The 26,486-nt window shown below is 39.4% G+C and carries 26 protein-coding genes; 15 read left to right on the forward strand and 11 right to left on the reverse strand.

Annotated elements, in window-relative coordinates; translation table 11 throughout:
• Nucleotides 1-2: 2 nt before the first annotated feature.
• Nucleotides 3-1,433: a form I ribulose bisphosphate carboxylase large subunit gene (locus NIES592_RS02065; RefSeq protein ID WP_062249089.1), complete on the reverse strand. Its 1,431-nt coding sequence runs from the start codon at nucleotides 1,431-1,433 to the stop codon at nucleotides 3-5.
• A gap of 649 nt (nucleotides 1,434-2,082) precedes the next feature.
• Between NIES592_RS02065 and NIES592_RS02070 the strand changes: the two genes are divergently transcribed.
• Entirely contained in the window at nucleotides 2,083-3,228 is a 1,146-nt protein-coding gene (locus NIES592_RS02070; protein ID WP_073554775.1) for a ligand-binding sensor domain-containing protein, read from the forward strand.
• A 93-nt stretch (nucleotides 3,229-3,321) separates the two neighbouring features.
• Nucleotides 3,322-4,098, forward strand: coding sequence for a 3-methyl-2-oxobutanoate hydroxymethyltransferase (gene panB, locus NIES592_RS02075; protein ID WP_073554962.1), 777 nt, complete (start codon nucleotides 3,322-3,324; stop codon nucleotides 4,096-4,098).
• A gap of 219 nt (nucleotides 4,099-4,317) precedes the next feature.
• On the opposite strand, the gene NIES592_RS02080 is transcribed toward panB, so the two are convergent.
• Both NIES592_RS02080 and NIES592_RS02085 read right to left on the reverse strand, forming a co-directional pair.
• Nucleotides 4,318-4,617 carry a hypothetical protein gene (locus NIES592_RS02080; protein ID WP_073554776.1) on the reverse strand — a complete coding sequence of 100 codons (300 nt, stop codon included), beginning with the start codon at nucleotides 4,615-4,617 and terminating at the stop codon, nucleotides 4,318-4,320.
• Nucleotides 4,598-4,843, reverse strand: a complete 246-nt coding sequence (locus NIES592_RS02085) for a hypothetical protein (RefSeq protein WP_062249083.1) — start codon at nucleotides 4,841-4,843, stop codon at nucleotides 4,598-4,600. The genes NIES592_RS02080 and NIES592_RS02085 overlap by 20 nt, the downstream gene beginning before the upstream one ends.
• Nucleotides 4,844-5,263: 420 nt before the next feature.
• On the opposite strand from NIES592_RS02085, the gene NIES592_RS02090 reads away from it, so the two are divergent.
• The 3 genes from NIES592_RS02090 (at nucleotide 5,264) to NIES592_RS02100 (ending at nucleotide 7,297) form a co-directional block, all read left to right on the forward strand.
• On the forward strand, nucleotides 5,264-5,869 hold the full coding sequence (locus NIES592_RS02090) for a vWA domain-containing protein (protein ID WP_009458296.1): 606 nt from the start codon (nucleotides 5,264-5,266) through the stop codon (nucleotides 5,867-5,869).
• Nucleotides 5,870-5,956: 87 nt separating this feature from the next.
• A complete protein-coding gene (locus tag NIES592_RS02095; protein WP_062249079.1) occupies nucleotides 5,957-6,562 on the forward strand; it encodes a vWA domain-containing protein in 606 nt (201 codons plus the stop codon).
• Nucleotides 6,563-6,892: 330 nt separating this feature from the next.
• A complete protein-coding gene (locus NIES592_RS02100) occupies nucleotides 6,893-7,297 on the forward strand; it encodes a salt stress protein, Slr1339 family (protein ID WP_073554777.1) in 405 nt (134 codons plus the stop codon).
• A 43-nt stretch (nucleotides 7,298-7,340) separates the two neighbouring features.
• Here NIES592_RS02100 and NIES592_RS02105 read toward each other — a convergent pair whose 3' ends face one another.
• Together NIES592_RS02105 and rimM are read right to left on the reverse strand one after the other, a co-directional pair.
• Nucleotides 7,341-7,676 (reverse strand): winged helix-turn-helix transcriptional regulator, encoded by a 336-nt coding sequence (locus NIES592_RS02105; RefSeq protein ID WP_073554778.1) that lies wholly within the window; start codon nucleotides 7,674-7,676, stop codon nucleotides 7,341-7,343.
• A gap of 87 nt (nucleotides 7,677-7,763) precedes the next feature.
• Nucleotides 7,764-8,390 (reverse strand): ribosome maturation factor RimM, encoded by a 627-nt coding sequence (gene rimM, locus NIES592_RS02110; RefSeq protein ID WP_178379460.1) that lies wholly within the window; start codon nucleotides 8,388-8,390, stop codon nucleotides 7,764-7,766.
• 288 nt (nucleotides 8,391-8,678) lie between these two features.
• On the opposite strand from rimM, the gene NIES592_RS02115 reads away from it, so the two are divergent.
• Entirely contained in the window at nucleotides 8,679-10,298 is a 1,620-nt protein-coding gene (locus NIES592_RS02115) for a tetratricopeptide repeat protein (RefSeq protein ID WP_073554779.1), read from the forward strand.
• Between the two features lie 102 nt (nucleotides 10,299-10,400).
• On the opposite strand, the gene NIES592_RS02120 is transcribed toward NIES592_RS02115, so the two are convergent.
• The gene (locus NIES592_RS02120) at nucleotides 10,401-11,111 is read right to left on the reverse strand and encodes a rhomboid family intramembrane serine protease (RefSeq protein ID WP_062249068.1); all 711 of its coding nucleotides are present in this window, start codon (nucleotides 11,109-11,111) and stop codon (nucleotides 10,401-10,403) included.
• Nucleotides 11,112-11,237: 126 nt separating this feature from the next.
• Here NIES592_RS02120 and NIES592_RS02125 point away from each other — a divergent pair, with 126 nt between their 5' ends.
• Complete coding sequence (locus NIES592_RS02125; RefSeq protein ID WP_073554963.1) at nucleotides 11,238-13,397, forward strand: tetratricopeptide repeat protein; 2,160 nt, start codon at nucleotides 11,238-11,240, stop codon at nucleotides 13,395-13,397.
• Nucleotides 13,398-13,732: 335 nt separating this feature from the next.
• Here the strand turns inward: NIES592_RS02125 and NIES592_RS02130 are convergent, their stop codons facing one another.
• On the reverse strand, nucleotides 13,733-14,056 hold the full coding sequence (locus NIES592_RS02130) for a hypothetical protein (protein WP_026086393.1): 324 nt from the start codon (nucleotides 14,054-14,056) through the stop codon (nucleotides 13,733-13,735).
• An 813-nt stretch (nucleotides 14,057-14,869) separates the two neighbouring features.
• Between NIES592_RS02130 and NIES592_RS25555 the strand changes: the two genes are divergently transcribed.
• Nucleotides 14,870-15,067, forward strand: a complete 198-nt coding sequence (locus NIES592_RS25555) for a hypothetical protein (RefSeq protein ID WP_062249066.1) — start codon at nucleotides 14,870-14,872, stop codon at nucleotides 15,065-15,067.
• A gap of 106 nt (nucleotides 15,068-15,173) precedes the next feature.
• Here the strand turns inward: NIES592_RS25555 and NIES592_RS02140 are convergent, their stop codons facing one another.
• Nucleotides 15,174-15,683: a pentapeptide repeat-containing protein gene (locus tag NIES592_RS02140; protein WP_062249065.1), complete on the reverse strand. Its 510-nt coding sequence runs from the start codon at nucleotides 15,681-15,683 to the stop codon at nucleotides 15,174-15,176.
• A gap of 15 nt (nucleotides 15,684-15,698) precedes the next feature.
• Here NIES592_RS02140 and NIES592_RS02145 point away from each other — a divergent pair, with 15 nt between their 5' ends.
• Nucleotides 15,699-16,292: a YraN family protein gene (locus tag NIES592_RS02145; protein WP_073554780.1), complete on the forward strand. Its 594-nt coding sequence runs from the start codon at nucleotides 15,699-15,701 to the stop codon at nucleotides 16,290-16,292.
• A 172-nt stretch (nucleotides 16,293-16,464) separates the two neighbouring features.
• Here the strand turns inward: NIES592_RS02145 and NIES592_RS02150 are convergent, their stop codons facing one another.
• Nucleotides 16,465-16,854, reverse strand: coding sequence for a hypothetical protein (locus NIES592_RS02150; RefSeq protein WP_009458310.1), 390 nt, complete (start codon nucleotides 16,852-16,854; stop codon nucleotides 16,465-16,467).
• A 242-nt stretch (nucleotides 16,855-17,096) separates the two neighbouring features.
• Here NIES592_RS02150 and queA point away from each other — a divergent pair, with 242 nt between their 5' ends.
• The 3 genes from queA to NIES592_RS02170 all read left to right on the forward strand — a co-directional run bounded on the left by queA (nucleotide 17,097) and on the right by NIES592_RS02170 (nucleotide 21,682).
• Nucleotides 17,097-18,323 carry a tRNA preQ1(34) S-adenosylmethionine ribosyltransferase-isomerase QueA gene (queA, locus tag NIES592_RS02155; RefSeq protein ID WP_073554781.1) on the forward strand — a complete coding sequence of 409 codons (1,227 nt, stop codon included), beginning with the start codon at nucleotides 17,097-17,099 and terminating at the stop codon, nucleotides 18,321-18,323.
• A 734-nt stretch (nucleotides 18,324-19,057) separates the two neighbouring features.
• Complete coding sequence (locus NIES592_RS02165; protein WP_073554782.1) at nucleotides 19,058-20,014, forward strand: lysophospholipid acyltransferase family protein; 957 nt, start codon at nucleotides 19,058-19,060, stop codon at nucleotides 20,012-20,014.
• A 516-nt stretch (nucleotides 20,015-20,530) separates the two neighbouring features.
• The gene (locus NIES592_RS02170) at nucleotides 20,531-21,682 is read left to right on the forward strand and encodes a DUF711 family protein (RefSeq protein WP_073554783.1); all 1,152 of its coding nucleotides are present in this window, start codon (nucleotides 20,531-20,533) and stop codon (nucleotides 21,680-21,682) included.
• Between the two features lie 67 nt (nucleotides 21,683-21,749).
• On the opposite strand, the gene NIES592_RS02175 is transcribed toward NIES592_RS02170, so the two are convergent.
• Nucleotides 21,750-22,418 (reverse strand): 2OG-Fe dioxygenase family protein, encoded by a 669-nt coding sequence (locus NIES592_RS02175; protein ID WP_062249054.1) that lies wholly within the window; start codon nucleotides 22,416-22,418, stop codon nucleotides 21,750-21,752.
• A 392-nt stretch (nucleotides 22,419-22,810) separates the two neighbouring features.
• On the opposite strand from NIES592_RS02175, the gene leuC reads away from it, so the two are divergent.
• The 3 genes from leuC (at nucleotide 22,811) to NIES592_RS02190 (ending at nucleotide 25,573) form a co-directional block, all read left to right on the forward strand.
• The gene (leuC, locus tag NIES592_RS02180; RefSeq protein WP_062250776.1) at nucleotides 22,811-24,217 is read left to right on the forward strand and encodes a 3-isopropylmalate dehydratase large subunit; all 1,407 of its coding nucleotides are present in this window, start codon (nucleotides 22,811-22,813) and stop codon (nucleotides 24,215-24,217) included.
• A 108-nt stretch (nucleotides 24,218-24,325) separates the two neighbouring features.
• Nucleotides 24,326-24,934: a 3-isopropylmalate dehydratase small subunit gene (leuD, locus tag NIES592_RS02185; protein ID WP_073554784.1), complete on the forward strand. Its 609-nt coding sequence runs from the start codon at nucleotides 24,326-24,328 to the stop codon at nucleotides 24,932-24,934.
• 141 nt (nucleotides 24,935-25,075) lie between these two features.
• Nucleotides 25,076-25,573 (forward strand): gluconokinase, encoded by a 498-nt coding sequence (locus NIES592_RS02190; protein WP_073554785.1) that lies wholly within the window; start codon nucleotides 25,076-25,078, stop codon nucleotides 25,571-25,573.
• 131 nt (nucleotides 25,574-25,704) lie between these two features.
• Here NIES592_RS02190 and NIES592_RS02195 read toward each other — a convergent pair whose 3' ends face one another.
• Nucleotides 25,705-26,367, reverse strand: coding sequence for an ExbD/TolR family protein (locus NIES592_RS02195; protein ID WP_062249048.1), 663 nt, complete (start codon nucleotides 26,365-26,367; stop codon nucleotides 25,705-25,707).
• Nucleotides 26,368-26,486 lie beyond the last annotated feature (119 nt).

The raw sequence follows: 26,486 nt of genomic DNA on the forward strand, positions 1-26,486 counted from the left end.
CGTCAGACTGTATCAACTGCCTCGAACTCGAACTTGATTTCCTTCCACAGTTCACAAGCAGCAGCCAACTCAGGAGACCACTTAGCAGCTTCACGGATAACGTCGTTACCTTCGCGAGCCAAGTTGCGACCTTCGTTACGAGCTTGAATACAAGCTTCCAAAGCCACACGGTTAGCGGTTGCACCAGGAGCGTTACCCCAGGGGTGACCAAGAGTACCACCACCGAATTGCAGTACCGAGTCATCACCAAAGATTTCCACCAATGCTGGCATGTGCCATACGTGAATACCACCAGAAGCAACTGCCATGACACCAGGCATAGAAGCCCAATCTTGGGTGAAGTATATACCACGAGACTTGTCTTGCTCAACATAGTTTTCGCGCAGCAGGTCAACAAAGCCCATGGTAATACCGCGCTCACCCTCCAGCTTACCGACCACCGTACCAGTGTGAATATGATCACCACCAGACATCCGCAAGCACTTAGCTAAAACACGGAAGTGGATACCGTGATTCTTTTGACGGTCAATTACAGCGTGCATCGCCCGGTGAATGTGGAGCAATAGACCGTTGTCACGACACCACTTAGCCAAAGTAGTGTTGGCGGTGAAACCTGCGGTTAAGTAGTCGTGCATGATGATGGGCATCTTGAGTTCTTTTGCGAACTCAGCCCGCTTCAGCATTTCTTCGCAGGTGGGAGCAGTAACGTTTAGGTAGTGACCTTTGATTTCACCTGTTTCTGCTTGGGCTTTGTGAATTGCTTCTGCAACGAACAAGAAGCGATCGCGCCACCGCATAAAGGGCTGGGAGTTAATATTTTCGTCGTCTTTGGTGAAGTCCAAACCACCGCGCAAGCACTCGTATACAGCGCGTCCGTAGTTCTTCGCAGACAAACCGAGTTTGGGCTTAATGGTGCAACCCAACAAAGGACGACCGTATTTGTTTAATTTGTCACGCTCAACTTGGATACCGTGGGGAGGCCCTTGGAAAGTCTTGAGGTAAGCAACTGGAATCCGCAGGTCTTCCAGACGCAGTGCCCGTAGAGCTTTGAAACCAAATACGTTACCAACAATTGAGGTCAACATATTGGTTACAGAACCTTCTTCAAACAGATCCAGGGGATAGGCTACGTAACAAATATACTGATTGTCTTCGCCTGGAACTGGTTCGATATCATAGCAACGACCTTTGTAGCGGTCTAGGTCGGTCAGCAAGTCCGTCCACACGGTTGTCCAAGTACCAGTGGAAGACTCAGCCGCCACAGCAGCGCCAGCTTCTTCGGGTGGAACCCCTGGCTGGGGTGTAACACGGAATGCTGCTAAGATATCCGTGTCTTTTGGTGTGTAATCAGGGGTGTAATAAGTTAGTCTGTAATCTTTTACCCCAGCTTGATACCCTGCTTTAGTCTGAGTCTTCGTTTGAGCGTAAGACATAAATTTCCTTCCAAGAAGTCACTCTTTCTACTTACAAACCACGCCGCGTGCAACTTCCTCTAACCTTGTCTGTTTTCCTCAAGGACGAAAAGAAGATGCGGAACATCTTCTTTTATGAGGTTGTCTTTGACTAGGGTTAGTGGTTTTTTGACTTAGAAGACTTGGTAGAAACCCTCTTAAGTCTGGACTGGAGCCTTCACCCCTAAGGACTGTGGGGAAATTTTATCACCAGTGTACTTGCGTTGTAGGCACGCACTATTGTACGCTGTTACGTTTCCCTTTTCCCAGGAATAAACTTTTGTTTACTTATCTGTTGCTCGCACTCCCCTAAGTTTGTTCTTTATTTAAGGGAGTGGTGAGCCAGACACTTTAATTGCACACCACGTAATTTGTAACTTGTTTCACAATATATCAAGAATGTAATAAGTTATTCTTTGGAAGTTTTTAACTTTTACATTTAAATTTCTTATTAAAGAATAATTTCAACTTTATATTACAGATACTTTACAGAAAGACATAAGCAGTTATAAGAAGCAGACTAAAGCTCTCAGTGGTGATTTTTCAAACTACTAGCGACCGCTGATAACTGATAAATGTTCATACCGTTAGGGAACACTGAACTTATCCTTAAGCCTTTCGGTGTGAAGTGATGCAAGAAACTCTCTTGAAAGCAAATGCGATCGCCTTGTTGTTTGGCAAATATGGTGGTTTATTCATCAGTTCTATCTGGCTGGGGTTAGTAGCCCTGACAATTTTCGATACTGTGGTGCTAGCAAATCCAGCAGAAAATAACAATACTCCTACGCCCAAAATCCTGAATGTTGATCCATCTGAATTAACTCCCTCTTACCCAGCGATCGCCCCACCAGGACGAGTAGATCCCTTACCTGATGAGCGAAATTTCATTGACAGAGTCCAAGAAACTGATTATCGAGTCAGTGCATTGCAAGCAGATTATGTTGGCAATCTCTGGGTAGCTTCTTGGCGGGGATTATCGCGGATAGACCCCAATACTGGTAAAATACTAGCCCGCGTTAGTTTACCAAATCTTGCTATTTCTGCTTTAACCCAAGATAAAGTCGGACGCTTGTGGGTAGGAACTTATGAAGGATTAAAGCGAGTTGATCCTCGTAGTAACGAAATTACAGCTCAAAATTTATTTTTGCCTTCCAAGAGAGTCTTATCTTTGTTAGTTGACAAGCGGGGTTATTTGTGGGCAGGAACAGATAACGGCTTATCGCTAATCAGTCCCGATCAAGGGTTGATAATGACCACGTTAAAAAAATTACCTGGTGTTAGTGCTAACGCTCTAACTTTAGATGTGGAAGGTCAACTCTGGGTAGGAACACTGGATGGAGTAGTCCGAGTTAATACCGCTAGTGCTTTGATTATGAAGCGAATTGACAATTTACCTGGTACGACCGTACAAGCTTTAGCTACTAGCCCAGATGGATTAATTTGGGCGGGGATGCCAAATAATTTGCTAGTGATTAACCCAAAAACTAGTGCTGTACTCAGATCAGTTACTCCTCTGAGAGGACGTGACGTCAAATCAATACGTTTTGCTAAAGATGGTAGTGTATGGGTCGGTACAAACAATGGTTTGTTACGATTGAATCCAAATACTGGTGCTGTGCTAGATGAAGTTCCTGGTCTTCCTTCTAGTCGTGTACTTGCCCTTGCCCCTGATGTTGGTAATAAATTGTGGATTGGTACTACCGAAGGTCTAGCTTGGTTGATGCCAAAAATGACAAGTGCAAAACCCCATCTTGCTTTTACTCGCGCCGTGAAGTGAAGTTTTGTTGGTAGTTGATCGTTGATAGTTGTTTGTTTCACAACTACCAACCATCAACCAACAACCAACAACCAACAACAATCAACAACCAAAATGGCAATTACAATCCGACAATTAATTCAGTACAAACAACAAGGACGTCCAATTGTGGCGTTGACTGCTTGGGATTATACGATCGCCCAACTTTTAGATGTAGCTGGTGTAGATTTAATCTTGGTGGGCGATTCTATGTCAGTAATATTAGGGTATGATACAACACTACCACTCACCTTAGAAGAAACACTACACCATGCCAAAGCTGTACGGCGTGGGGTAAGACATGCTTTGATGGTCGTAGATTTACCATTTTTGACGTATCAAGAAAGCATTCAGCAAGCTATGCACTCTGCTGGACTGGCACTAAAAGAAGCAGGAGGGCAAGCTGTCAAACTAGAGGGTGGATACCCAGCAATGGTAGAAACTATTGCTCGTCTGGTGCAAGCGGGAATTCCGGTGATGGGTCATGTGGGTTTAACACCGCAATCAGTCCATCAAATTGGTTTGCGTCAACAAGGGAAGACAGAAACAGACAGACAGAGGATTCTACAAGAAGCGATCGCTCTTGAACAAGCAGGTGTGTTCTCTATAGTCTTAGAGCATATCCCTAGTGACTTAGCATTAGAAATTACAGACAAACTCAGTATTCCTACGATTGGAATTGGCGCAGGACCGCATTGTGACGGGCAAGTACTTGTCACTTCTGATGTACTCGGTCTTTCGGAAAAACAGCCGCCATTTGCCAAGGCGTATGCAAATTTACGTGAGACGATAACAAAAGCTGTACAGGATTATAGCTTTGAAGTCAGACAGCAGAAGTTTCCACAAAAATAAAAAATCTCATACCGCTACGCAGAAGTTATAAAATCAAAAGACAAAAAGCTTTTTTCCACTGTGCTGTACTACGCGAGTTCGATAAATATTATTCAGAGTAATTAACTAACTAGCCCGCAGGTAAACTGCGGGCTAATAGTCCAAGTCTACTGAACTGAAAGTAGACTGAACTCTCCCTTTTCCGGTAAATCTGAATCGTCTGGTGAACCAATCGAAAATTTAATATCGAAAATCTACGTATTTGGGATTAATGCAAAACTTCAGTTCAGACTCTAGCAGAAGTAACTTTTTCCGCCGCTTTTGATTCTTCAAGATATTCAAATAGTTATCAGCGTAGCGAAAAGCAGATGCACAATCGTAAGAAGCAATGGCTATAGCCTGTAAGACAACCTTGGTGGGAGTTTCAAATCCTGAAAACTTTTGGATTAAATTCAATAAATCCGCATCGGTTGCAGGTAAAGAAGTCTCTTTTTCTCGTTCTGGCTCATCAAAGCTATCTTCAATTAATGGTTTGGACATTTAGCACCTCTCCAAAAGCGTAAGACGCAAATCCTGTGATGAAGTTTAGCTGCTGCTCACGAGATTGCAAGTTTTCTGGGAGTTCGGTAGTGGAAAATCCTATTTCCTTTAAGATTTCCAAACAATAAGTACTGAGTTCTTGGTATGAAGCTCGTTCCCACTCTTGAGCTACTTCTTTTGCCATCTCCAGATTGACTCGGATTACCGTCGTTGCAGGGTTTGTCATATATTTACCCTAATAAACTGGATAATTGCAGTTTCGATCAGAACCGCAAATTTGCGTAACAGTGTTTTTGCTGAATTTATCTGAAGAGGCAATTAGAGAATCAGCAGATTTACGGAAAAGCTTGGAGAGCGATCGCTTACTATTAAGCTAGCTTGAAAAGGAGTGTAAGAGTTTAAACTTACGGCTTTTTCTTATGAGCAGGCTCCTCACTACAGTCATACATATAGCGCTTTGCATCTAGAAGAAGTACACCGTAGCTGCAAGCGAGGAGGGGTGGAATTCTTGTGTATCTCACGCTTATTGAAATCTGCTGTAAGTAGCAAATGAGTATCAAAACTCGTAAAGAAGCTTGAATAGCTAAGCAATACTGGAGAAGCCTGGACTAGACTAGAAACGTTGAGTAACAATGAGAGGAAATGTATGGTGAGCGATCGCGACTACACCTTAATCATTGATAAAAGCGGTAGCATGTCAACTCCCGACCAAGCCGGTGGTAGAAGTAGATGGGAGATTGCTCAAGAATCGACCCTCGCTTTAGCAAGAAAATGTGAGCAATTTGACCCAGACGGAATTACTGTCTACGTATTTTCTGGGAGATTTAAACGCTATAATGATGTTACCTCTGCCAAAGTAGCACAGATATTTTTGGAAAATGACCCAGCTGGCACAACAAATTTAGCAGGTGTACTTCAAGACGCTATTAATAATTACTTTCAACGCAAAGCAGCAGGTAAAACCAAAGCGAATGGTGAAACAATTTTAGTCATCACCGACGGTGAACCAGATGATCGCAAAGCCGTATTTGAAGTCATTATTAGTGCAACTCGCCAGATGGAACGGGATGAAGAATTAGGAATTTCTATCATTCAAGTGGGTTCTGATCCACAAGCAACCAAATTTTTGAAAGCTTTAGATGATCAAATGCAAAGTGTCGGTGCAAAGTTTGATATCTGCGACACAATTACCCTTGATGACATGGAAGACATGAGCCTTGCAGATGTTTTGATGAATGCGGTAACTGATTAATGATTTGTTGTTTGTTGATTGTTGGTTGTTGGTTGTAATCATTCACCACTAACTACTAACTACTAATTAATAACTGGAGAATAAAAAATGTTAGAAAATCGTGACTATACTTTGATTATTGATAAAAGTGGCAGTATGGCTACACCAGATCAAAAAGGTGGTAGAAGCAGATGGTTAGCTGCACAAGAATCTACTTTTGCTTTAGCAAGCAAATGCGAACAACTTGATCCTGATGGTATTACTGTTTATTTGTTTTCAGGTAGATTCAAACGCTACGAAAATGTGACATCAAGTAAAGTATCACAAATATTCCAAGAAAATGATCCAGCAGGAACCACTGATTTAGCAGCAGTGTTAAAACACGCTACTGATAATTATTTTGAACGAAAAACAGCTGGTCAAACTAAACCAAATGGCGAAACAATCTTAGTTGTAACTGATGGTGAGCCAGATGACCGTAAAGCTGTCATGAAGGTCATTATTGAAGCTTCTCGGCGTATGGACAGAGATGAAGAATTAGCTATTTCTTTTATTCAAATAGGTAAAGACCCCCATGCAAGCCGTTTTCTCAAAGTATTAGATGACGAATTACAAACTGCTGGTGCAAAGTTTGATATTTGTGACACGATCACAATGGATGATATGGAAGATATGAGTTTATCTGAAGTTCTTTTAAATGCGATTAATGATTAACTACTAATCATCAATATCCAAAATAAACGTCTAAATGCCAATTCCTACACCTGCAACATAGATTGTAGTAAATCTTCAACTTTTATTAAAAAAGTAAAGCTGAACAAATGACGTCACTATCTAGTGCATAATCTAATCTGTGTCTATAGGTGTTTCCCTTCCTCTGTACCACGCAACAGAGGAAAGAGTAGGGAAAAAATGTAATTGATTGTGCATATGCGATCGCGTTTCAAGCATAGTTTATTTTACACAACACCTAACTAAATATTTATTATTTTAACTGCATATAAAAATCATATTGCAAATGCAGTAAACCAGGGGTTAAATAACATGGATTCTATTGATAAACTATTGGCTGAACTGCAAGCTGAATATCAGCAAAAAAACAATGAACAGCCCAAGCAACAGCCAAGCATAGCAACACCAAATATTCACCCACAATCCTCAAAATCAGCATCTTTAATAGATGAATTATTAGAAGAAGTAAAGAGTGATTTTGAAGAACTAGATCAAGCAGAAAAATTAAGGATACAGCAAGAATTAGAACAAAAGCGAATTAGACAAGAACAAATTAAAGCTCAGCGCAGAGAGGCTTTAAAACAACACGCTAAAGATTGGCTAGCTAAGCTAGATTCTTTCTCACCAGAGGGATTATGGTTTGAAAGGTTTGCTGAAAGATATTCATCAAAATTAGAAGCAGCTATAGATTATCTACAAGCTAATGAGGAAAGTTAGTGGTAGAAACAACTATCAACCAGCAACCAACAACCAACAACAATTATCTAGTAACTTTACCGTAATGTTGAACCGCCCAATCATGCATAGCATAGAGAATTGGTTTGAGACTCTCCCCTAAAGGTGTCAGTGAATATTCCACCTTGGGCGGAATTTGGGGGTAAACCTGACGATGAATAATCCCATCTTCTTCCATTTCTCTAAGTTGCTGCGTCAGCATTTTTTGTGTGATTCCAGGTAAAGCTCGTTGTAATTCACCGAAGCGCTTTATCCCCAACATTAACTCTCCAACAATCAATACTTTCCAACGTCCACCAATTACCTTCAGCGTAGTTTCCACTTCACACGTCAATCTGTTGGCATTTTCGGCTTCAGCGATCGCCCACAGGATAGGATCCCTGATTGCTATCTCAAAATATCGCCAAATTCTGAAGCAAGACGTTGCAATGCAACATCTCTACATACTCTAACTATTAATTTCCAACAGTCCGGGTGGTGGTGTAATTTCAATCCTGCCAGCTTCTAAATCTACCGTTGGTGCGATCGCTTTCACAAAGGGTATCAAAACAGCTGTTTGTTGTTGATGTAACTTGACTTCTAGCAAATCATTACCAGCAGCAATTACATCTACTACTGTACCAACAAGTTCGCCAGATTCCTGCATAAACACTGACAAACCAATTAAATCCAATACATGATATTCATCCTCTCCCAACTGTGGGCGATCGCTGGCACAAACCAATAATTTACAACCACGCAATTCCTCCGCTTGATTGCGATCATCTACACCAGCCAATTTAACTACATATAAATTTTTACCTTCAATTATACGCCCGGTCAGTAATTCTACTTCTTGCGGTTCTGTTTCTCCCGCACGTAACAACCAACGCTTTCCCGGAACCTCAAACCGCTCCGGAAAATCCGAATCAGGATAAACTCGCATTTCCCCACGTAAACCCTGAGGCGCAACAATCGTACCAATTTCTATCCAATTTTCCAATTGGGGAGTGACAAAAGCAGACATGGAAGGATAAGAAGATGAAGAGTCGGATTTTTTTCTATCCCCTTTTCTCCTTTTCCCCTTTTCTTTCATACTCTTCTTCGCGTTCTTTGCGTCTTCGTGGTTCATTCAAATTAAACACCAACAAGCGATCACTTGTACACTTACCCTTATACAGTTATACGTCGTGCAATACACTCAGATCAGCTCGTTGAGCAAGCAAAACAGGAGAGCAATCATGGAATTGAATGCACAAAGGTGAATCAATTCGCTCTGTAGTGACGTTTTGAATAAATTTATCTGCCGCGACTTGTATCAGAATTACTTTTATAATTGCGGCAAAATAAAATAACCTGAGCATAAAGATTGACAGAAATCTCAATGGATTGGATAACCGTACTGCGATCGCTTCAATCAGACTTCATCAAAAGGTTAACATCTGGTTGTCTGCTGCATTGTCAAACAGAGGGGCAATATAGTGAAATAACAATAATCTCTGGAGAAAGGCTAAAAATTCTCAGGGAATTTTGTTGGCAGATGGCAGAAAAATATAAACGTGTTTCCCCAGTCCGTGATGTTTTTATCAGCTACCTGAAAGGAAAATTAGGAGAAGAAGTTGTTAAAGAACGCTTAGCTGATTTGATTACGGAAGTAGATTACGAAAAAAGAATTGGCGGAGATGGTAAAACAGATTTTACGATGACTGGTAATCCAGGAATTGGTATCGAAGTGAAATCTCGTTACGGTAGTATTGATAAAGTCAGATGGTCTATTAGTGCAGAAGAAGTTGAAAAAAATTCAGCAGTAGTCTGCGTTTTGATTCAAGAGGAAGTGAATGAGGCACAATCTGAGTATCACCTATTTTTAGCTGGTTTTCTGCCCACGCAAATGATTAAGCTGAAAACTGGGAGAATTTCTTTTGGAATAGAACAATTACTCTATGGTGGTGGTTTACGTGGGTATTTAGAAAATTTACAATCCTCTCCAAATTATCATGACAAACAGACATTGAAATCAGAATCAATTTATCAAGTACCCCATAATTCATTAACAAAATCTTCTTTATATTCAGTAAAAAATGCAAAAATAAGTTCTCCCAGTGAAGAATTAAATTTAATTTACATAAAACTGGGTGATGAATGCAGTGAAAAAGAACAGTATCACGCTGCTATCATCAATTACAATCAAGCATTGCAACTTTATCCTTATGATGCAGATATATACTATAAACGTGGTTTAGCACATTATCAATTAGGAAATTATGAAAGAGCGATCGCAGATTATACTCAGGCAATTACAATTAATCCTAACTATATCAAAGCCTACAATAAAAGTGGTTTAGCACGTTATCAATTAGGAGATTACGAAGGAGCGATCGCAGATTATACTCAGGCAATTATAATTAATCCAAATGATGTGGTTGCTTACAAAAATCGTGCTGATATTCGTTATTATCTCGGAGACAAGCAAGGGGCAATTGAAGATTACACCCAAGTATGCCAAATGTATCCCCATCCAGAAGGTGATCTAAATTTAAAAAATATGCAAATTGGAGATTATCAGGGAGAAGGTGATGTTTTTCTGCAAACAAGTGAGTTAAAGTGTCATGATTTTGTTGCTTACAAGAATCGTGGTGACTTTCGTTTAGACTTGGGGGATTACGAAGGAGCAATTGCAGATTACACACAGGCAATAAAGATTAATTCTCACGATGCCGATGCTTATTATAATCGTGGTAATGCTCGTTATGATCTAGGAGATTACGAAGGAGCGATCGCAGATTATACGGAAACGATTAAAATTAATTTCAATGATGCTGATGCTTATTATAATCGTGGTAACGCTCGTTGTTGTTTAGGAGATAAGCAAGGAGCGATCGCAGATTTTCAGAAAGCTACATCAATTTATTATACAGAAGGTAATTTAGCAAAATATAAAAAAGTCAAAGAAAGTATTTTAGATTTAGAAATAGAAGGGTCTTTGGATATTTTAAATTTCTAATTTTTGGATATTATTTATATTATTCATTACGCATTAAATAATTATTTTTTGAACGCAAAGGTAAGCGCACCATGTAGCAGAGTTTTTGGAGTCATTATAATTTTATCGTTTTTGTAGTTGTCGCATTGTGGTTATGCCCATAATAAAGCCTGCAATCTGCGCCCAGTAATTAATACTATTAAGTGGGTTGACACCACCAGGAATATTTAAACTACCAATGCCATAAAATAACTGTTGTAAAAACCACCAAAATGTATAGGAAATAGCTGGGATTTGCATAGGGATAAATATAATTAAAAGAGGCATAACAGTATCAATTTTCACTTTAGGAAACTTGAAGATATATGCGCCCAAAACAGATGCGATCGCGCCATTTGCACCAATCAATGGTATGGTCAAGCTGGGGTCAGCAAGAATTTGTATTATGCCTGTCAGAACACCACACATCAGATAAAATCCTAAAAATCGTCCATGTCCAAGAATATTTTCTAAATTTCTGCCAAAAACCCATAAAAATAGTAGATTACCTAAAATTTGGCTAAAACTACCATGCAGAAACATGGCTGTAAATAGAGAGAGAGAACGTGACAACAAAAAAAATCCAGCAGCAGAATTACCAGCTAATAAATTAGCGATCGCATCATATATTTTTGCTGGAATTAGACCCCAATTATAAATAAAAAGTCCTAATTCTCCACTAATTTCTAGCTTTAATTCCCATACAAAAAGAAGAATATTAATAACAAGCAACCAGTAAATAATTATCGGCTTTTTACGCGTACTAATGAAAAGGTTATCACTGATAGGAATCATTGCTAGTTGTTAGTTATGAGTTGTTATTTGTTAGCTGTTGGTTATTTAACAATAACCACTAACCAACGTCAGAAAACTGTGGCAAGATCGGAATCAGAACGTAGCGTATTCAACTGGGTAAACCAAATGCTGGGAAACATGCTTGTTGGAAGATACCAAATTATCAGCCATTTGGGAGGGGGAGGTTTCGGTGAAACTTTCGTCGCTTATGATACTCAATTACCTGGTAAACCCAAATGTGTTGTTAAGAAACTTAAACCCCAAGCAACAGATCCAACAACTTTGCAAACAGCTAGACGTTTATTTGATACGGAAGCCCAGGTTTTGTATAAATTAGGTACACACAATCAGATTCCCCAACTTTTGGCATATTTTGAGGAAAACGAAGAATTTTATCTTGTCCAAGAATTTATTGAAGGTCATAATCTTAGCCAGGAAATCATACCAGGAAAGCCCCTCAGCCAAGGTCAAGTTATTTCTCTGTTGCAAGAAATTTTACAAATTTTAGATTTTGTCCATCAACAAAAAGTTATCCATCGTGATGTCAACCCTTATAATATTCTGAGAAGAGAACTAGATGGTAAGTTAGTTTTAATTGATTTTGGGGCTGTTAAAGAAATTACAACTCAGGTAATTAATCCTAATGCTAAAACTAAATTTACGGTTGCGATTGGAACTCCTGGATATATTCCTGGAGAACAAGCCCAAGGAAACCCAAAATATAGTAGTGATATCTATGCTGTCGGTATTCTTGGTATTCAAGCACTTACTGGTTTATCTCCGGAAGAATTTGCTCAAGACGCAGAAACTAACGAAATTATTTGGCAAAATCATACGGAAGTAACTCAAGAATTTGCTCAATTTTTAGACAAAATGGTGCGCTATGATTTTCGTGAACGCTACGCATCAGCAACTTTAGCTTTACAAGCTTTAAAAGATTTACATAATCCGAATTTTCAAACTTTGGCATTAAGCGTTTCTGTTACAAATCAACCATCAATTACAAATAATAAACGCAAAAAAAATATTACAAAAAAAATCTTAGCTGGAATAATAATATTAGGGTTAGCGACAGGAGCATCTTTGTATATTATAAATAGTATTAATGCTGTAAATGCTACAGAATTATATAAGAAAGCCAACACATTTTATGAATTACAACGCTATCAAGATGCTTTATCTGCATTTGAAAAAGCAGTCAAAATTCGACCCGATTATGCTGAAGCTTGGAATGGACAAGGTAGTACGCTGAGTAAATTAAAAGAATACAAAGCAGCGCTTACAGCCTATGACAGAGCAATTCAAATTCAGCCGGATTATTTAGAAGCTTGGATAGGTAGAGGTTTTGTATTAAAAAATTTACAACGATATCAAGAGGCGATCGCCTCTTTTGATAAAGCTTTACAACTAGACAACAACTCTCCTCAAGTCTGGACTACAAAAGGAGAAGTTTTAAGCAGTTTAAAGCGATACGATGAAGCAATATCAGCTTATGAGCAAGCAATTAATCTCAAAAAAGATGATTACACAGCTTGGTACAATAAAGCGCTGACATTACAAAATTTAAAACGCTACGAAGACGCAGTGGGAGCATACGATAAAGCTGTGGAAATCAAACCAAGTTATGCCGAAGCTTGGTATCATCGCGGCAATGCTCTAGTTAATTTGCAACGCTATCAAGATGCATTTACAGCCTATGATAAAGCTGTACAGACTAATCCAACTTATTACCAAGCATGGTTATCAAGAGGTAATATTCTGATTAGTTTACAACGCTATCCTGAAGCAGTTGAATCATTTAATCAAGTTATTCAAATTAACCCTAAGAATTACCAAGCATGGTACGCTAAGGGTTGGTCGCAACATCAAATGCAAAGATACAACGAAGCATTAGCAGCCTACGATCAAGCGGCTGAATTGAAACGAAACGATTATCAGCTTTGGTATAACCGGGGTAATTCCCTATACAATTTGCAAAAATATGAAGAAGCGATCGCTTCATATGACCGCGCCGTACGCTACAATCCCCAACACTACGAAAGCTGGTTTTCTAGAGGTAATGCCCTATTTAACTTACAACGTTATCAAGAAGCGATCGCCTCTTACAACCAAGCGATAAAAATCAAACCAGACTATCAGCAAGCTATCCAAGCACGTGAGAAAGCACAGAGTCAGTTATCAGTTATCAAACCAAATCCAATAATATTAACTTCGCCAAAACCTGGTGTAGCACCAACCCAACCAACAAATTCAACACCGTTGATTCTGCGAAAATTTTTACGTTAGTTTATAGGCTGTCAAACCGAACAAGAAACCCGATAAACACAACGCCTAGCACCTGCAACAATGTGACATCCTGTCCTATAATGCATTGAAATACTTCTAGTTCTTTGTCACAGAATCCAGTACAACGTCTCTACTCGTGAGAGTCGTCATTCGTCATTAGACTTCTTACATGAATTCTAAAACCCCCCTCAATCCCCTCGTAAACGAGGGGGAAGAGTTAGTTTCCTACTCACTTGCACAATCAAAAAAGGCGCTGCGATCGCAGCACCCCCTCTGAGCATAAGATCAAAAATAAATTTTTCTTTTCCCCTTTACCCTTTAACCATTCCCCTACTTTAATACGCATCCTCAACCTCAAGCTGAGCCACCGTCACTGCGTTAAAAGCGAAAGCAGCAACTAATGGTATCGGACATCTCAGCCAATAGGTAACAAAAGCTGCAATCATGGTTGCAATCACTGCTGTGATTGACCAAAAACGTTCTTCACAGGTTAATCCCTTTTGAGCTTTAATGACTCTGAGAACTTGCATCGGAATTGGTTCAGGCATTACTGCACCAGGAGGAAAAGCCCAGTAACTATTACAACGTTCAATAAATAAATCTGTCCAGCCATTTTCTTGACACCATTCCTCAATCCATGCATCAGAGTAATGTTTCATATTTCCACTACCAATTCGCTTCAAGAAGTTCAACATAGATAATTAGAAAATCAAAAAATAAATATTTTCGTTTAATCTTAATAATTAGTGAATCTCTTTTAATTTAATTAACTGTGGCAATTTTGAAATTTTGTTAAGATAAAAATCTACCTCTAATAAATTCCAAGCTTGCCTTATCTTACATAAACAGGCTAACAGTACTTTCATTCTTCCTGCATCAAATGAAAATAAACTTTACTTAGAAATTGGCAACTCAATAATTTGCAACAATCAAGTGAGTATATACTTTTAAAGTATATTGTAAAGATTAATTAAAATGATTACTAAAGCTCAAATTCACTTTGATATATAGCTCTTAGCAACTATAAATTATTGTTTTTTTTGCTGCTCATTTGCTGTGTATTTACTCTACATATTAATGGATTAAGTATAATTACTTATAACATTTATTTTAATTTTTTCTTTATTTAATATACAAGTTTAGTTAAGCAAAATTAACCCTGCTAGAGAAGGATATTTTCACAATTATCAGTATCAGTAAGGAGTGCATATTCACTTGGGTTTAAATCCTCCAGCATATGCCTGTTCGCTCATTTGAAAAAACTAAGTAGAAAGGTGCAAAAAAACAGAAGTATATGAACTTATATTAAGAATTCAAAACCCTCTTCCCATCTGCCATCTGTCATCTGCCATCTGCCTTAAACCAACGAGAAATATTTATATTGGGCTACTTATAAACACATAGATGTATAAAAATTATCTAAAAATCAACAATGTTACAATTCTAAAAATTTCTTATCTGCGGAATAAATCATGCAGAAGCTATTCAAAAGCAAAATCCTTAAATTGATTAGCATCAGCATCCTAGTTATAACTTTGATAATAAGTAGTGCGATCGCTTACACTATTTGCCATTCCTGGCCGCAAGAAAGCGGCGAAATTACATTACCAGGATTGCAAGCACAGGTAGAAGTCCAACGCGACCAGTTAGGTATTCCTCTAAAAGTTTGATGTTGATGCCTTAAGCTAGCTATCCCAAAAGTATTGTCTTTGTGTCTTAGTGTCTTAGTGGTTAAAACACCAAGACACTAAGACTCCAAGTTACATCAAAAAGTAGTTAAGGACAAGCCAAAGTATCACGGGTATTCCGACCTGTGACTGGATTAGTGCCTTTAGCTACCTGACATAATTTATTGAGTGTATCTTCACGGATATAAGTATCAGTAAAGTCTGCACCATCAATGATTGCCCCATCAAACATAGTGCCAGTGGTGAATGCGCCTTCCAGGACTGCATTCGTCAAATTGGCTTTGGTCATCCGCGCTGATTCTAAATCGGCATAACTAAGGTCTGCTCCAGTAAAATCTACTGAGGCCAAATTTGACGAAAAGAATCTAACACCACGTAAGTTAGAATTACTGAAGTTACTATTGCGAAGATTGGCATGGTCAAAGCTGGAATCTGTTAAGTCCTGCTTTGAAAAATCTGCCGCTTCTAGGGTTCGGTTGTTATAGTTAATTGCTACAGCGCTTTCTGGGAAAGCTAGAGCAACTGTGATAGCTATCACAGTCAAAAACAACACACTTAGTATGCTTATTCTCATGCGATCGCTTAACTTAGAACTCATTGTAACTTTTAGCCAATGACGAACTATTCTCCTTACCATTATCTCGATATCGGCAACGCAGGAGAAGACCTGGTGGCACATTGGTTACAATCCCAAGGTTGGAGCATCCTTGATCGTCGCTGGCGTTGCCGTTGGGGAGAAATCGATATTGTTGCACTTTATGCTGAACAAATAAAAGATGGGGAGGTGGGGAGAACCGGAGATGGGGAGAGCTTGATTATAGATTCTCCCCATCACCCCATTGCCCCTAATCCCCACTCCCTTGGGGGAGTGGGAGCCCCGAGTTCCCCATCTCCAATTTTGGCTTTTGTCGAAGTAAAAACCCGCAGTCCCAGGAATTGGGATGCGGGGGGAAGAAATGCGATCGCATCATCAAAACAAGTCAAACTTTGGCGTACAGCACAGATGTTTTTAGTAGCACACCCTGACAAAGCAGATTATCTTTGCCGATTTGACGTTGCTATTGTTAGTTATCAGCAAACATCAACACAATTTGGTGGAGATAAATTTCAAGAAAAAAACTTAATTAGCACATATGTAGCAGGGTACACACTGACATTACAAGAATACATTACTGCGGCTTTTGATTTAGTTAATGATATTGGGTAATAGCTGTTGCTCATTGTTTTTTTATGTTTTATAAATAAGCAATAAGCAACGATTAGTTATCAATTACCAATTACCCCGTTACATCTTTGTTTTTCGGTCTAATTATATTTAAAGGCTAAGCTATCATTTCTAAAGTTGATAACTGATAACTGATAACTGTTTACTGCTTCGGTTAGGCTAAAGTTTCTGGGCAGTAACCTAAACCCCTAACAAATTGTTGTCTAAATGCCTCAATTTCTTCTTTTTCTGGGCTACCATGAGAGACAATTGCTACTTGATAGCGACGCATAACATCAACAGGACACTGACCTGCTTCTAAGCTCCAAAGTGCCATCTGTACCCGCATTGGCGGCTCGTAGCTTATTCCTAATTCATTTAAAAAAGCCCGAATGTCACCATCTTCCTGGGGCGATACCTGTTTTCTAAGTTTGACTCTAACCACCCAACCATCAATTTGATGAATTACGGTGACGAAGGAAACAGGTATTTGGGGTTTGGCGTGCAAGAATTGAACAACCCTCAGAGTGAGACTGGCATTTGCCAGATAATACAAGTATTCCATCTTGGTGCTTGGGATCAAAGCCAATCCTACATTTCTATTATTGGTAGAATGAATCACAACCTGCTAGGGTAAAAGCCCCCGTTTTTGGATAGGGAGGTTTACCCAATTTTTATATAGTTGCTTCAGTGGTACTTAATGCTATCTATCTTAAAGTCGAATCATCAATTTGGTAGGTAATACTTTAGAGTTCTTTTAGAAGACACAATTCTCAACCAGCTTGTTTAAGAAAGTCTAAAATCTCAATGCAAGAACAACTCGCAAAAACAAATTCTCATTTAACATCTAAACAAAAGATAGAAAACTCAGAACTTGATCTCTCATTGGCTGGGTATGATTATGAATTACCAACTGAACTAATAGCCCAAAACCCAGCAGTTCCCAGAGATAGTTCTAGACTCCTAGTAGTAAGTTCTCCGAATGTCGATAAAGACGATACACTTCAACACCGCATCTTCCGAGATTTACCGGAAATCCTACGACCTGGGGATTTACTAGTGATGAATAATACACGAGTTATCCCAGCACGGTTATATGGTGAAAAATTAACAGGAGCAGAGGTAGAAGTTTTGCTGTTAGAGGAAAGACAGCATAACTGTTGGCTAGCCTTAGTCAAGCCGGGGAAACGTTTCAAGCACGGCTCGAAAATTGTTTTTACAGCCAAGGGTAAAACAGATGGGGAGATTGGGAGATGGGGAGAAAATTTTCACCCCACCACCCCACCACCCCACCTCCCTATCACAGAAGCCCCACTACCCCATCACCTACTGACTGCAACTGTTCTAGAAACTGATGCAGCAACTGGAGGACGTTTGCTGCAATTTGATCTGCCACAAGGAGTTTCTTTGCTGCAATTGCTAGATGTATTTGGTGAAGTACCTCTACCGCCGTACATCACAAACACTGAAGCCCAAAGCGAACAGTATCAAACTGTATATGCTCAAAATCCGGGAGCGGTTGCTGCTCCCACAGCAGGGTTACACTTTACTCCAGAATTACTAGAAAAGTTACGTCAGCAAAATATTAATCAAGCTTTTGTGACGTTGCATGTAGGTGTAGGGACATTTCGTCCGGTAGAAGTAGAAAATGTCACTACCCATACAATGCATGAAGAATGGATAGAGGTACCCCCAAGTACTGTAGAACAAATTCGTGCTACCAAGGCAGCTGGTGGTCGCATTATTGCTGTAGGTACAACGGTAGTCCGTGCTTTAGAAGGAGCTGCCACAACAGGTGAATTACAACCATTTTGTGGTAAGACTAATTTGTTTATTTATCCTGGTTATCAATGGCGGGTAGTGGAAGGTATGATTACTAACTTTCATTTACCGCGTTCCAGTTTGTTGATGTTGGTGAGTGCTTTAATTGGTAGGCAACGGTTGCTGAATATCTATCAGGAAGCAATAGTATCTCGATATCGCTTTTATTCATTTGGTGATGCGATGTTGATTTTGCCAGAAGCAAGGATATAGTGGCTTTTTTGTGGGATGAATTGTCTAGATCGTCCCAAAATTTATAGTTTGAAAAATTGCGATCGCTCCAGTGCTTTCAGAAGAGGATGGATTCTTGAACCACGTTTTCAGTTTGCGTTTCCAAGGCTACGATTTTACACAAAGCTCACCTTAATTAACAAGTCAAAACTGCAAAAAGAATTACATATTAATTTTGCTGACAAATAAAAATACAGTAGCAGAATTTAGAAACTTACTTCGAGCGCCCAGAGACATACTATGCAGATTATTCCAGATAGTGTCTTGTAACAAACTGCTACGTATCTACACATAATTTTCATACCCTTGTCATTAATTATTCCGATAAAATCTGGTAGAATTGCTGGTAGCAAACATTAAATTTGCTCCTCACACCACACCGCTCCTCTCTTGTGTGCTAAAGGCAAGAGAGCTTTTTTCTTGGTTATGATGCTTGTAATTGTGACAATAGGCTAACTGTCTACGAAAAATTCATACCTAAGGGTCTAATTCTCGCCTGTTGTCAATAAGTACCTTAGGACATAGAAATAACTGCCCAAATCAAATTACCACTAAGCTAAGCTTTAGCATAGAGTAATAACAACATGCCATTTCACATTTTTTGTTAAAGACTCACCACATTAAGTATTTGTGGTTTGTAGGGGTGCATAGCTGTATGTCCCTACTCTCCAAACTCTATTTATTGGGTTAAATATAAAGAATTGCTCATAAAATTCATGTCCAACAGTCCGCTTATTCCTCACCTAAATTCTCATGATGCACAAGAACCTGTTTTGCCACCACTAACAGAAGCCACAATTCAACGTGCAAAAGAAGGTGTTGCTTACGCACGCGATCGCCACGCAAATGAAATGATCCGCCAAGCGCTACTGTCGGCGGAAGCATTTGCGGAAGGTGGTTCAGAACACAGAGTTAGTGGTGATTTGAGGCGTAACGTATTGCGGGCTCTTATTCATACTTTATTTCAGGTGAAAGTTGAGTTTTCAGAACGGATTCCTGCTCAACCAGTATTAATTGCAGCTAACCATCTAAATCATATTGATCCATTTTTGTTACTATCAGAATTACCACCGTGTCCCTTCTGCCATATATTGGGCGATGCTCGTACCCTTTACAACCAGTGGTGGAAACGGCAATTTCTGCATTTTGCTAAAGGAGTCATACCCGTAGAACGGATTTGGAAAGAAGAATTAGCAGTAATCCAAGCGGCGAAGACTGGACATAAAGAGCTAGCTGAATTAGCCAATGCTATAGAAAAATATGTTCCCACAGGGAACTCTATAGAAATTATGCGGCGACTAGATCGGATTGTTCAAGGCATTTTTGCTCGTGGAGAAAGCGTTATTCTGTTTCCAGAAGGAAGACTAGGTAATACTGAAGCTCAGTTATCTATTCCCCTCAAACGTGGTGTTGCTATTTATGCCTTGCGTGCTGGAGTACCAATTTTACCTGTAGCCTTGATTGGTACACAAGACCTGTATCTCCGTAAAGAATTAACCGTTCGTTTTGGTAATCCGATTATCTTCTCCCAATCTGGACGTCCTAAAGCACAGCAAGTACAAGCATTATTAGATGAGTTACAAGCGGCGCTAACGGATTTATTACCAAAAGACTATCAAGAACCAAAGGAACCGAAGTTATTACACCACTTTCTCAATCATATGTTTTGGTAAACTTAAATGTTTTTATGTCTCATTCCTCCCTTCGACAGAGGGAGGATAAACACCGATGATACAGATAAATTGCCTGTTGGTAGCTAAAGTAGTAATTAGCAACTGCTAATAAATTGTTGGTTTTCTCCATTACCCATTATTAACTTCGTGGATTCACAAGTATGTAAGTGGAAATAAACATGTTTTTAATGGCAAAGCATTTGTATGTGTATCTTGACATCAAAATAGAATGTACCAATACAAGTGCTGTGACTCTACCCAATGACAAATGATATCAAGTCCGGATAATTACTTACGATATTATTCTGATGCAGTTGGGCATTGGGCATTGATTTTTCCCATTACCCTTCGGGTTCGCTACTTTGCCATCTCGGCATAAGCCAAGACGGCAAGTAGTCTCACCAATTACCAATTACTGGTCTTCACAGATATGATAAGTCTTAAAACGGACATGATATGACAAATAACAAATGACGAATAGTTACCTTTATTTGTGACGACCTACTTAATTTAAATATGATAATTAGAGCGATTACTACAGGTATTTCCTTAGACTCTCCTCATGATAGGAAAAAAATCAAGCAAGCAGCAGAATTTAATCGGCAAGCAAAAAATTTATTTGAGCAATTTGGTCACGAAGTTCAAACAACAAGAATCGCTACAAATTCATGGGAAGAATATCTAAAAAACTTTTATAGAAACGAGATAGTTAATATTTTTCAAAAAATAGAACAATTCTGTGAAGACCTTAATATAAATTTTTTCAACATTGGATATGCCAGCAAACCTGAAAATATAGCTATCATTCCAGAAATTAACAAAAGCACATCTATTATTTATTCTTCTTCAAAGATTGCTGACAAAGAAACAGGTATTAACTTTGAGAGTACTTTAGAATCTGCAAAAGCGATTAAACGTATTTCCCAAGAAACTGAAAATGGTTATGGTAACTTTCGGTTTTGTGCTTGGGCAAACTGCAATTCAGGTATACCATTTTTCCCTACTGCATACCATGAAGGTGATACATCTTTTGCTCTTGGGATAGAGTGTAGCGACTTGGTAATGCAAAGTTTTGCTCTCGCTAATAATAATATTCAAATAGCAGAAAAAAGTTTGCGATCGCTTCTAGCAGAAGAATTAACAAAATTAGCAGATCATGCTGAAAAAATATCAGCAAAATTGGGTATTAATTACAACGGCATTGATACATCATTAGCACCACCATTGGATAAACAAACAAGTATTGCCTTTGCTTATGAACAACTGATGGGTAGCAAATTCGGCTATCAAGGAACACTAACAATTTCCGGGATGTTAACTCGTGTTTTAAAAAGTGTACCAGTGAAAATCTGTGGTTATTCTGGTTTGATGCTTCCTGTTTGCGAAGATCTAGGCTTGGCAGCCAGAGCAAATGAACAAACTTACGATATTACTAACTTACTACTATATTCAGCCGTTTGTGGTTGTGGACTTGATACAGTTCCCATACCTGGAGATATTTCTATCGAAAAGATTGCAGCAATATTAATGGATATAGCAACTTTAGCCATCAAACTAGATAAACCTTTATCTGCAAGATTATTTCCAATTCCAGGTAAAAAAGCTGGGGAAATGACTGCGTTCAATTCCCCATATCTTGTAGATTGCAAAATATTTGCTGTTGATTAATTTTGTTGTTCGTTGTTAGTTGATTGTTGATTGGTAATACAAACAACCACCAACAACCAACAACCAACTAATCAGAAAGCAAACTTGGTGAAGTTAATACAAAAACATCTCTTATCCCTACACCATCAGTCATAGGTTTAATAGGAGTAGTGAAGTGAAAGAATTGATGGTCGTTAATTAGTAGTAATTCTCCTGGATAGAGAATTTTATTGAAAACAGGCTTTTCTTTTTTTGCAGTGTATAAATGGGTTTCCCCACCTTGAATATTTTGTCTATCAACAGAAAAGATACCGATAAAATCAGTACCATCTCTATGGATGCCTTCAGGTGCAGGATTACCAAAATTATCTGGTGAACAACTAGTTCTAATTTGATGCACTCCTATTTCTGCTTCTGGATGCAGTTTACAAGAATCACTAAATGCAAAAACTAGGTTTTTAAATATATCTAGTTCTATGAGTGCATCATCTAATTCTGCAAACTCTCTTTTAATATCACCTACTAAAGGATTGTAATCTTTGCTTTGAAATAAATAACCATGAGGCAATTTAATTAACTTATCTTGAGAAACTATGAAACGAGATAGCCTCCTGGTACGATAGTTACCTTTAATGTAAGGGTCAACAGGTAAGTTATTAAAAAATGGTTGAAAACCTTCTGTGCTTATGGAGTTTACCTTTCTAAGAGTAAATAAAAAGGCATATTCCAATTCTGTTGATCCCAGGACTCTTTGCATAAAATTTTCCTCCTGGTATATCGATCTTCTCGATATCCTTCTGCGTTTCATGCCTTAGGAAAGGCTTACATTTCCTAGTGTATGCTATTTTTTATAAAATTGTCGTTAAGTAGACTACAGAAAATGTCATTTTATGGTATAGAAAACTAACTCTTCAGATATAGGGAACAATTCATATTTTTTAAGTATTAGTTAGACAACAAAAATATATTGGACATTATTAACCAGCTTTTTTATTGTGGTGATTAAGGCAAGAGGTGCAACCAGAGGCAACCCCTCTATTTAGGAAGAGTAAGAAAAAGCTCTCGCCATAGGCATTTAGCTTATCGGTGGGTGATTCATAAATTTTTGATACCATCTAAAAAATGCTACGGCTTACAATGGGTTTAAGTATGAGCAAAGGCACATTGTTTGATAAAGTTTGGGACTTACACACTGTTGGTACACTTCCTTCAGGGCAGACACAACTATTGATAGGACTACACCTGATTCATGAAGTTACTAGTCCCCAAGCCTTTGCTATGTTGAGGGAGCGGGGTTTAAAAGTATTATTTCCAGAGCGGACAGTCGCGACAGTAGACCATATTGTGCCGACAACTAATCAGGCACGTCCTTTTGTTGATGCCCTAGCAGAGGAAATGATGCAAGCGCTAGAGCAGAACTGCCAAAAAAATGGCATTACCTTCCATAATATCGGTTCTGGTAATCAGGGTATTGTGCATGTGATTGCACCAGAACAAGGACTCACCCAGCCAGGGATGACGATCGCCTGTGGAGATAGCCATACTTCAACTCATGGTGCATTTGGTGCGATCGCTTTTGGGATCGGTACTAGTCAAGTCCGTGATGTTCTCGCCTCCCAAACCCTAGCCCTGTCTAAACTCAAAGTCCGTAAAATCGAAGTTAACGGCACTCTTAAACCAGGTGTTTACGCCAAAGACGTCATCCTCCATATCATTCGTACCCTTGGTGTAAAAGGCGGTGTGGGATATGCCTATGAATACGCAGGCACTACCTTCGAGCAAATGAACATGGAAGAACGGATGACCGTCTGTAACATGTCCATTGAAGGCGGTGCACGTTGCGGTTACATTAATCCCGACCAAGTCACCTACGCATACCTCAAGGGAAGAGACTTTGCTCCTAAAGGCGCAGACTGGGACAAAGCAGTGGCTTGGTGGGATTCGATCAAGAGCGATGCCGATGCTGAGTATGATGATGTCGTAGTGTTTGACGCTGCCGATATTCCCCCTACCGTCACTTGGGGTATTACACCCGGTCAAGGTATCGGCGTTAACCAGTTTGTACCCTCCGCCGAGCAACTGCCAGAAGAAGACCGCCAAATTGCCGAAGAAGCTTATGTTTACATGGATCTAACACCAGGTCAACCCATACTCGGCACAAAAGTCGATGTCTGCTTCATTGGCAGCTGTACCAACGGCAGGATTAGTGATTTGCGAGAAGCAGCCAAAGTTGCCAAAGGGCGTCACGTTGCTCAAGGAGTCAAAGCTTTTGTTGTCCCTGGTTCCGAACGGGTGAAACAACAAGCAGAAGCAGAAGGACTAGACAAAATCTTCCAAGCAGCAGGTTTTGAATGGCGCGAACCCGGATGTTCGATGTGTTTAGCTATGAACCCCGATAAACTCCAAGGACGACAACTCAGCGCTTCTTCTTCTAACCGCAACTTCAAAGGTCGGCAAGGTTCCGCCTCTGGTCGGACTTTATTGATGAGTCCGGCAATGGTGGCGGCGGCGGCGGTGAAGGGTGAAGTCTTCGATGTGCGCGAGTTGTTGAATTAGTTCTTAGTGTCTTAGTGCCTTGGTGGTTAATAAAACGTATTTTTTGAACCACAAAGACACTAAGACACAAAGGAAATTTTGTGAATAAAACCTCAAAAAGTACTTTTTATGGTAAGTGAAGTTAAAGCTGTTTCCGGTCGTGGTATTCCTTTGGTAGGTGATGATATTGATACTGACCGCATCATTCCTGCCCGTTTTTTGCGCTGTGTTACTTTTGATGGTTTGGGTGAGCATGTATTTGCTGATGATCGCGCCGCACTCAAAGGAGAACATGCTTTTGATCAAGTGCAGTATCAAGGCGCGAAGATTTTGGTAGTAAACCGTAACTTTGGTTGTGGTTCTTCACGGGAACACGCACCCCAAGCGATCGCTAAATGGGGTATTCAAGCTTTAGTAGGTGAAAGCTTCGCGGAAATCTTTTTTGGTAACTGTGTAGCAATGGGCATTCCCTGTGTTACCGCTGATTCTACTACCGTCAAACAACTGCAAGAATTCATTGCCACTAATCCTCAAGCGTCTGTGACGGTGAATTTAGAAACTATGCAAGTACAATTTGGTGATTTTTCTGCCCCCATTTCAATGGGAGAAGCTGCGAAAAATATGTTTGTTTCCGGTAGTTGGGATGCTTGCGGGCAGTTGGTCGCACACGCGGATCAAATTCGGGCAACGGCAGCAAAATTACCGTACTTGAGTTGGAGTAAAGTCGCTGCCAGCTAAAAGTCGAAAGCATCAATGCATAAGGTAAATCTATCTGCGTCCATCGGTGTGCATCGCCTTGCACGGTGGTCGATTTTTTCATAAAGTAAATAGTTTTTACTAGTATAAGTACATTTGTATCAATAAGCATACAAACAATAAATGATAATTCTGGTCATGGGTGTTTCCGGTTCGGGTAAAAGCACCATCGCTAAACTATTAGCAGATTCTTTGCATTGGGAATTTAGCGACGCTGATAATTTCCATTCGCCTCAAAATATCGACAAAATGCGGCGTGGTATATCTCTGGATGATGGCGATCGCTTACCTTGGCTGCAAGACATACAAGCAGCAATCAAAGAATGGTTGGAAGACAATCAGAATGTAGCACTGGCCTGTTCTGCACTTAAATCTAGCTATCGTCAGTATTTTTTCATCGGTGATGAACGCATCAAGTTAGTTTATCTCAAAGGTTCGTTCGATTTAATTCAAAAACGCCTGAATCAGCGTCAAAATCACTTTATGTCCGAAAAACTCCTCAAAAGTCAGTTTGATAGTCTTGAAGAACCTGCTGATGCTTTGTATGTAGATATTTCAGCACCGCCAGAGGTAATTGTGCAAAATATTCGGGAGAGTTTGGGGCTAGAAACTATAAACTAAAATCTATTTAATATCTAGACAAAATATTAATTATTGAACGATGGTTTGAAGGAGTAAATATTCGGAAGTGAAAAATTATTTTATTTTTAGGTTTAGAAATTTAGAGACGTGCTATGGCACGTCTGTTGATCTTATCTTGGTGGAGCAGGATTAGTGTTGCTTGATGCTGGGGGTTGTTGGAGAGAAGTACCTGTGTTCGGCTGACCAGGTGCAGCAGGAAAGGGAACGGAATTAGGAATTGAAGGGGAATTGAGGTTAAAATCGCCTTGAGGATTTAATGGAGCCACTGGTGCAGTGTTGGGTAGAGGTGCTGCACCAGGGTTAACTGGAAAAGATGGAGGAGTAATAGGTAGAGAATTAGCCGGTCTGTCTGAAGAACCGGGTATAATTCCCAAAGATACGCGATCGCCTCCCACTTGTCGCAGCAAATCTAATATTTCTATGACATCGTTATAAGTTGCTGAGCGAGAGGCATTTAGTACCAAAGTACCATTAGGATTTTGCTGCAAATAATTTCTTAAAATCCCTGCTAGTTGTTCACGTTTAATTGGTTGTTTTTCTACATAGATCTGACCAACAGCATCAATAGTTACAGGTAAAATATTTTTTCCTTGCACTGCATTGACACTTCCTGTTGCTGAACTGGCTTTAGGTAAGTCAACATTAATTGCTTGTTGTCGAGTAAATTGTAGAGATGCCAAGATAAAAAACGTCAAAATACAAAAAATGACATCAATTAAGGGAATGAGCTGAACTTGAGCATCTTCAATGGGAGTATGTAAATTAACTTTCATAAGCTAGTATTTTGAGATTAAATTGTTTGGTGAACTGGTGATTAGTTGAGATTAGTTGAGAGTTGGTCGTTGATGGTTGATTGTTCTAAAAACAAACAACAAACAACCAACAACACATA

This window comes from Fischerella major NIES-592 (assembly GCF_001904645.1).
Taxonomy (GTDB): domain Bacteria; phylum Cyanobacteriota; class Cyanobacteriia; order Cyanobacteriales; family Nostocaceae; genus Fischerella; species Fischerella thermalis.

Coding starts and splice junctions, on each gene's coding strand:
- NIES592_RS02065 (WP_062249089.1), bottom strand. CDS start 1,433: ATGTCTTACGCTCAAACGAAGACTCAGACTAAAGCAGGGTATCAAGCT.
- NIES592_RS02070 (WP_073554775.1), top strand. CDS start 2,083: ATGCAAGAAACTCTCTTGAAAGCAAATGCGATCGCCTTGTTGTTTGGC.
- panB (WP_073554962.1), top strand. CDS start 3,322: ATGGCAATTACAATCCGACAATTAATTCAGTACAAACAACAAGGACGT.
- NIES592_RS02080 (WP_073554776.1), bottom strand. CDS start 4,617: ATGTCCAAACCATTAATTGAAGATAGCTTTGATGAGCCAGAACGAGAA.
- NIES592_RS02085 (WP_062249083.1), bottom strand. CDS start 4,843: ATGACAAACCCTGCAACGACGGTAATCCGAGTCAATCTGGAGATGGCA.
- NIES592_RS02090 (WP_009458296.1), top strand. CDS start 5,264: ATGGTGAGCGATCGCGACTACACCTTAATCATTGATAAAAGCGGTAGC.
- NIES592_RS02095 (WP_062249079.1), top strand. CDS start 5,957: ATGTTAGAAAATCGTGACTATACTTTGATTATTGATAAAAGTGGCAGT.
- NIES592_RS02100 (WP_073554777.1), top strand. CDS start 6,893: ATGGATTCTATTGATAAACTATTGGCTGAACTGCAAGCTGAATATCAG.
- rimM (WP_178379460.1), bottom strand. CDS start 8,390: ATGAAAGAAAAGGGGAAAAGGAGAAAAGGGGATAGAAAAAAATCCGAC.
- NIES592_RS02115 (WP_073554779.1), top strand. CDS start 8,679: ATGGATTGGATAACCGTACTGCGATCGCTTCAATCAGACTTCATCAAA.
- NIES592_RS02120 (WP_062249068.1), bottom strand. CDS start 11,111: ATGATTCCTATCAGTGATAACCTTTTCATTAGTACGCGTAAAAAGCCG.
- NIES592_RS02125 (WP_073554963.1), top strand. CDS start 11,238: ATGCTGGGAAACATGCTTGTTGGAAGATACCAAATTATCAGCCATTTG.
- NIES592_RS02130 (WP_026086393.1), bottom strand. CDS start 14,056: ATGAAACATTACTCTGATGCATGGATTGAGGAATGGTGTCAAGAAAAT.
- NIES592_RS25555 (WP_062249066.1), top strand. CDS start 14,870: ATGCAGAAGCTATTCAAAAGCAAAATCCTTAAATTGATTAGCATCAGC.
- NIES592_RS02140 (WP_062249065.1), bottom strand. CDS start 15,683: ATGAGTTCTAAGTTAAGCGATCGCATGAGAATAAGCATACTAAGTGTG.
- NIES592_RS02145 (WP_073554780.1), top strand. CDS start 15,699: ATGACGAACTATTCTCCTTACCATTATCTCGATATCGGCAACGCAGGA.
- NIES592_RS02150 (WP_009458310.1), bottom strand. CDS start 16,854: ATGGAATACTTGTATTATCTGGCAAATGCCAGTCTCACTCTGAGGGTT.
- queA (WP_073554781.1), top strand. CDS start 17,097: ATGCAAGAACAACTCGCAAAAACAAATTCTCATTTAACATCTAAACAA.
- NIES592_RS02165 (WP_073554782.1), top strand. CDS start 19,058: ATGTCCAACAGTCCGCTTATTCCTCACCTAAATTCTCATGATGCACAA.
- NIES592_RS02170 (WP_073554783.1), top strand. CDS start 20,531: ATGATAATTAGAGCGATTACTACAGGTATTTCCTTAGACTCTCCTCAT.
- NIES592_RS02175 (WP_062249054.1), bottom strand. CDS start 22,418: ATGCAAAGAGTCCTGGGATCAACAGAATTGGAATATGCCTTTTTATTT.
- leuC (WP_062250776.1), top strand. CDS start 22,811: ATGAGCAAAGGCACATTGTTTGATAAAGTTTGGGACTTACACACTGTT.
- leuD (WP_073554784.1), top strand. CDS start 24,326: ATGGTAAGTGAAGTTAAAGCTGTTTCCGGTCGTGGTATTCCTTTGGTA.
- NIES592_RS02190 (WP_073554785.1), top strand. CDS start 25,076: ATGATAATTCTGGTCATGGGTGTTTCCGGTTCGGGTAAAAGCACCATC.
- NIES592_RS02195 (WP_062249048.1), bottom strand. CDS start 26,367: ATGAAAGTTAATTTACATACTCCCATTGAAGATGCTCAAGTTCAGCTC.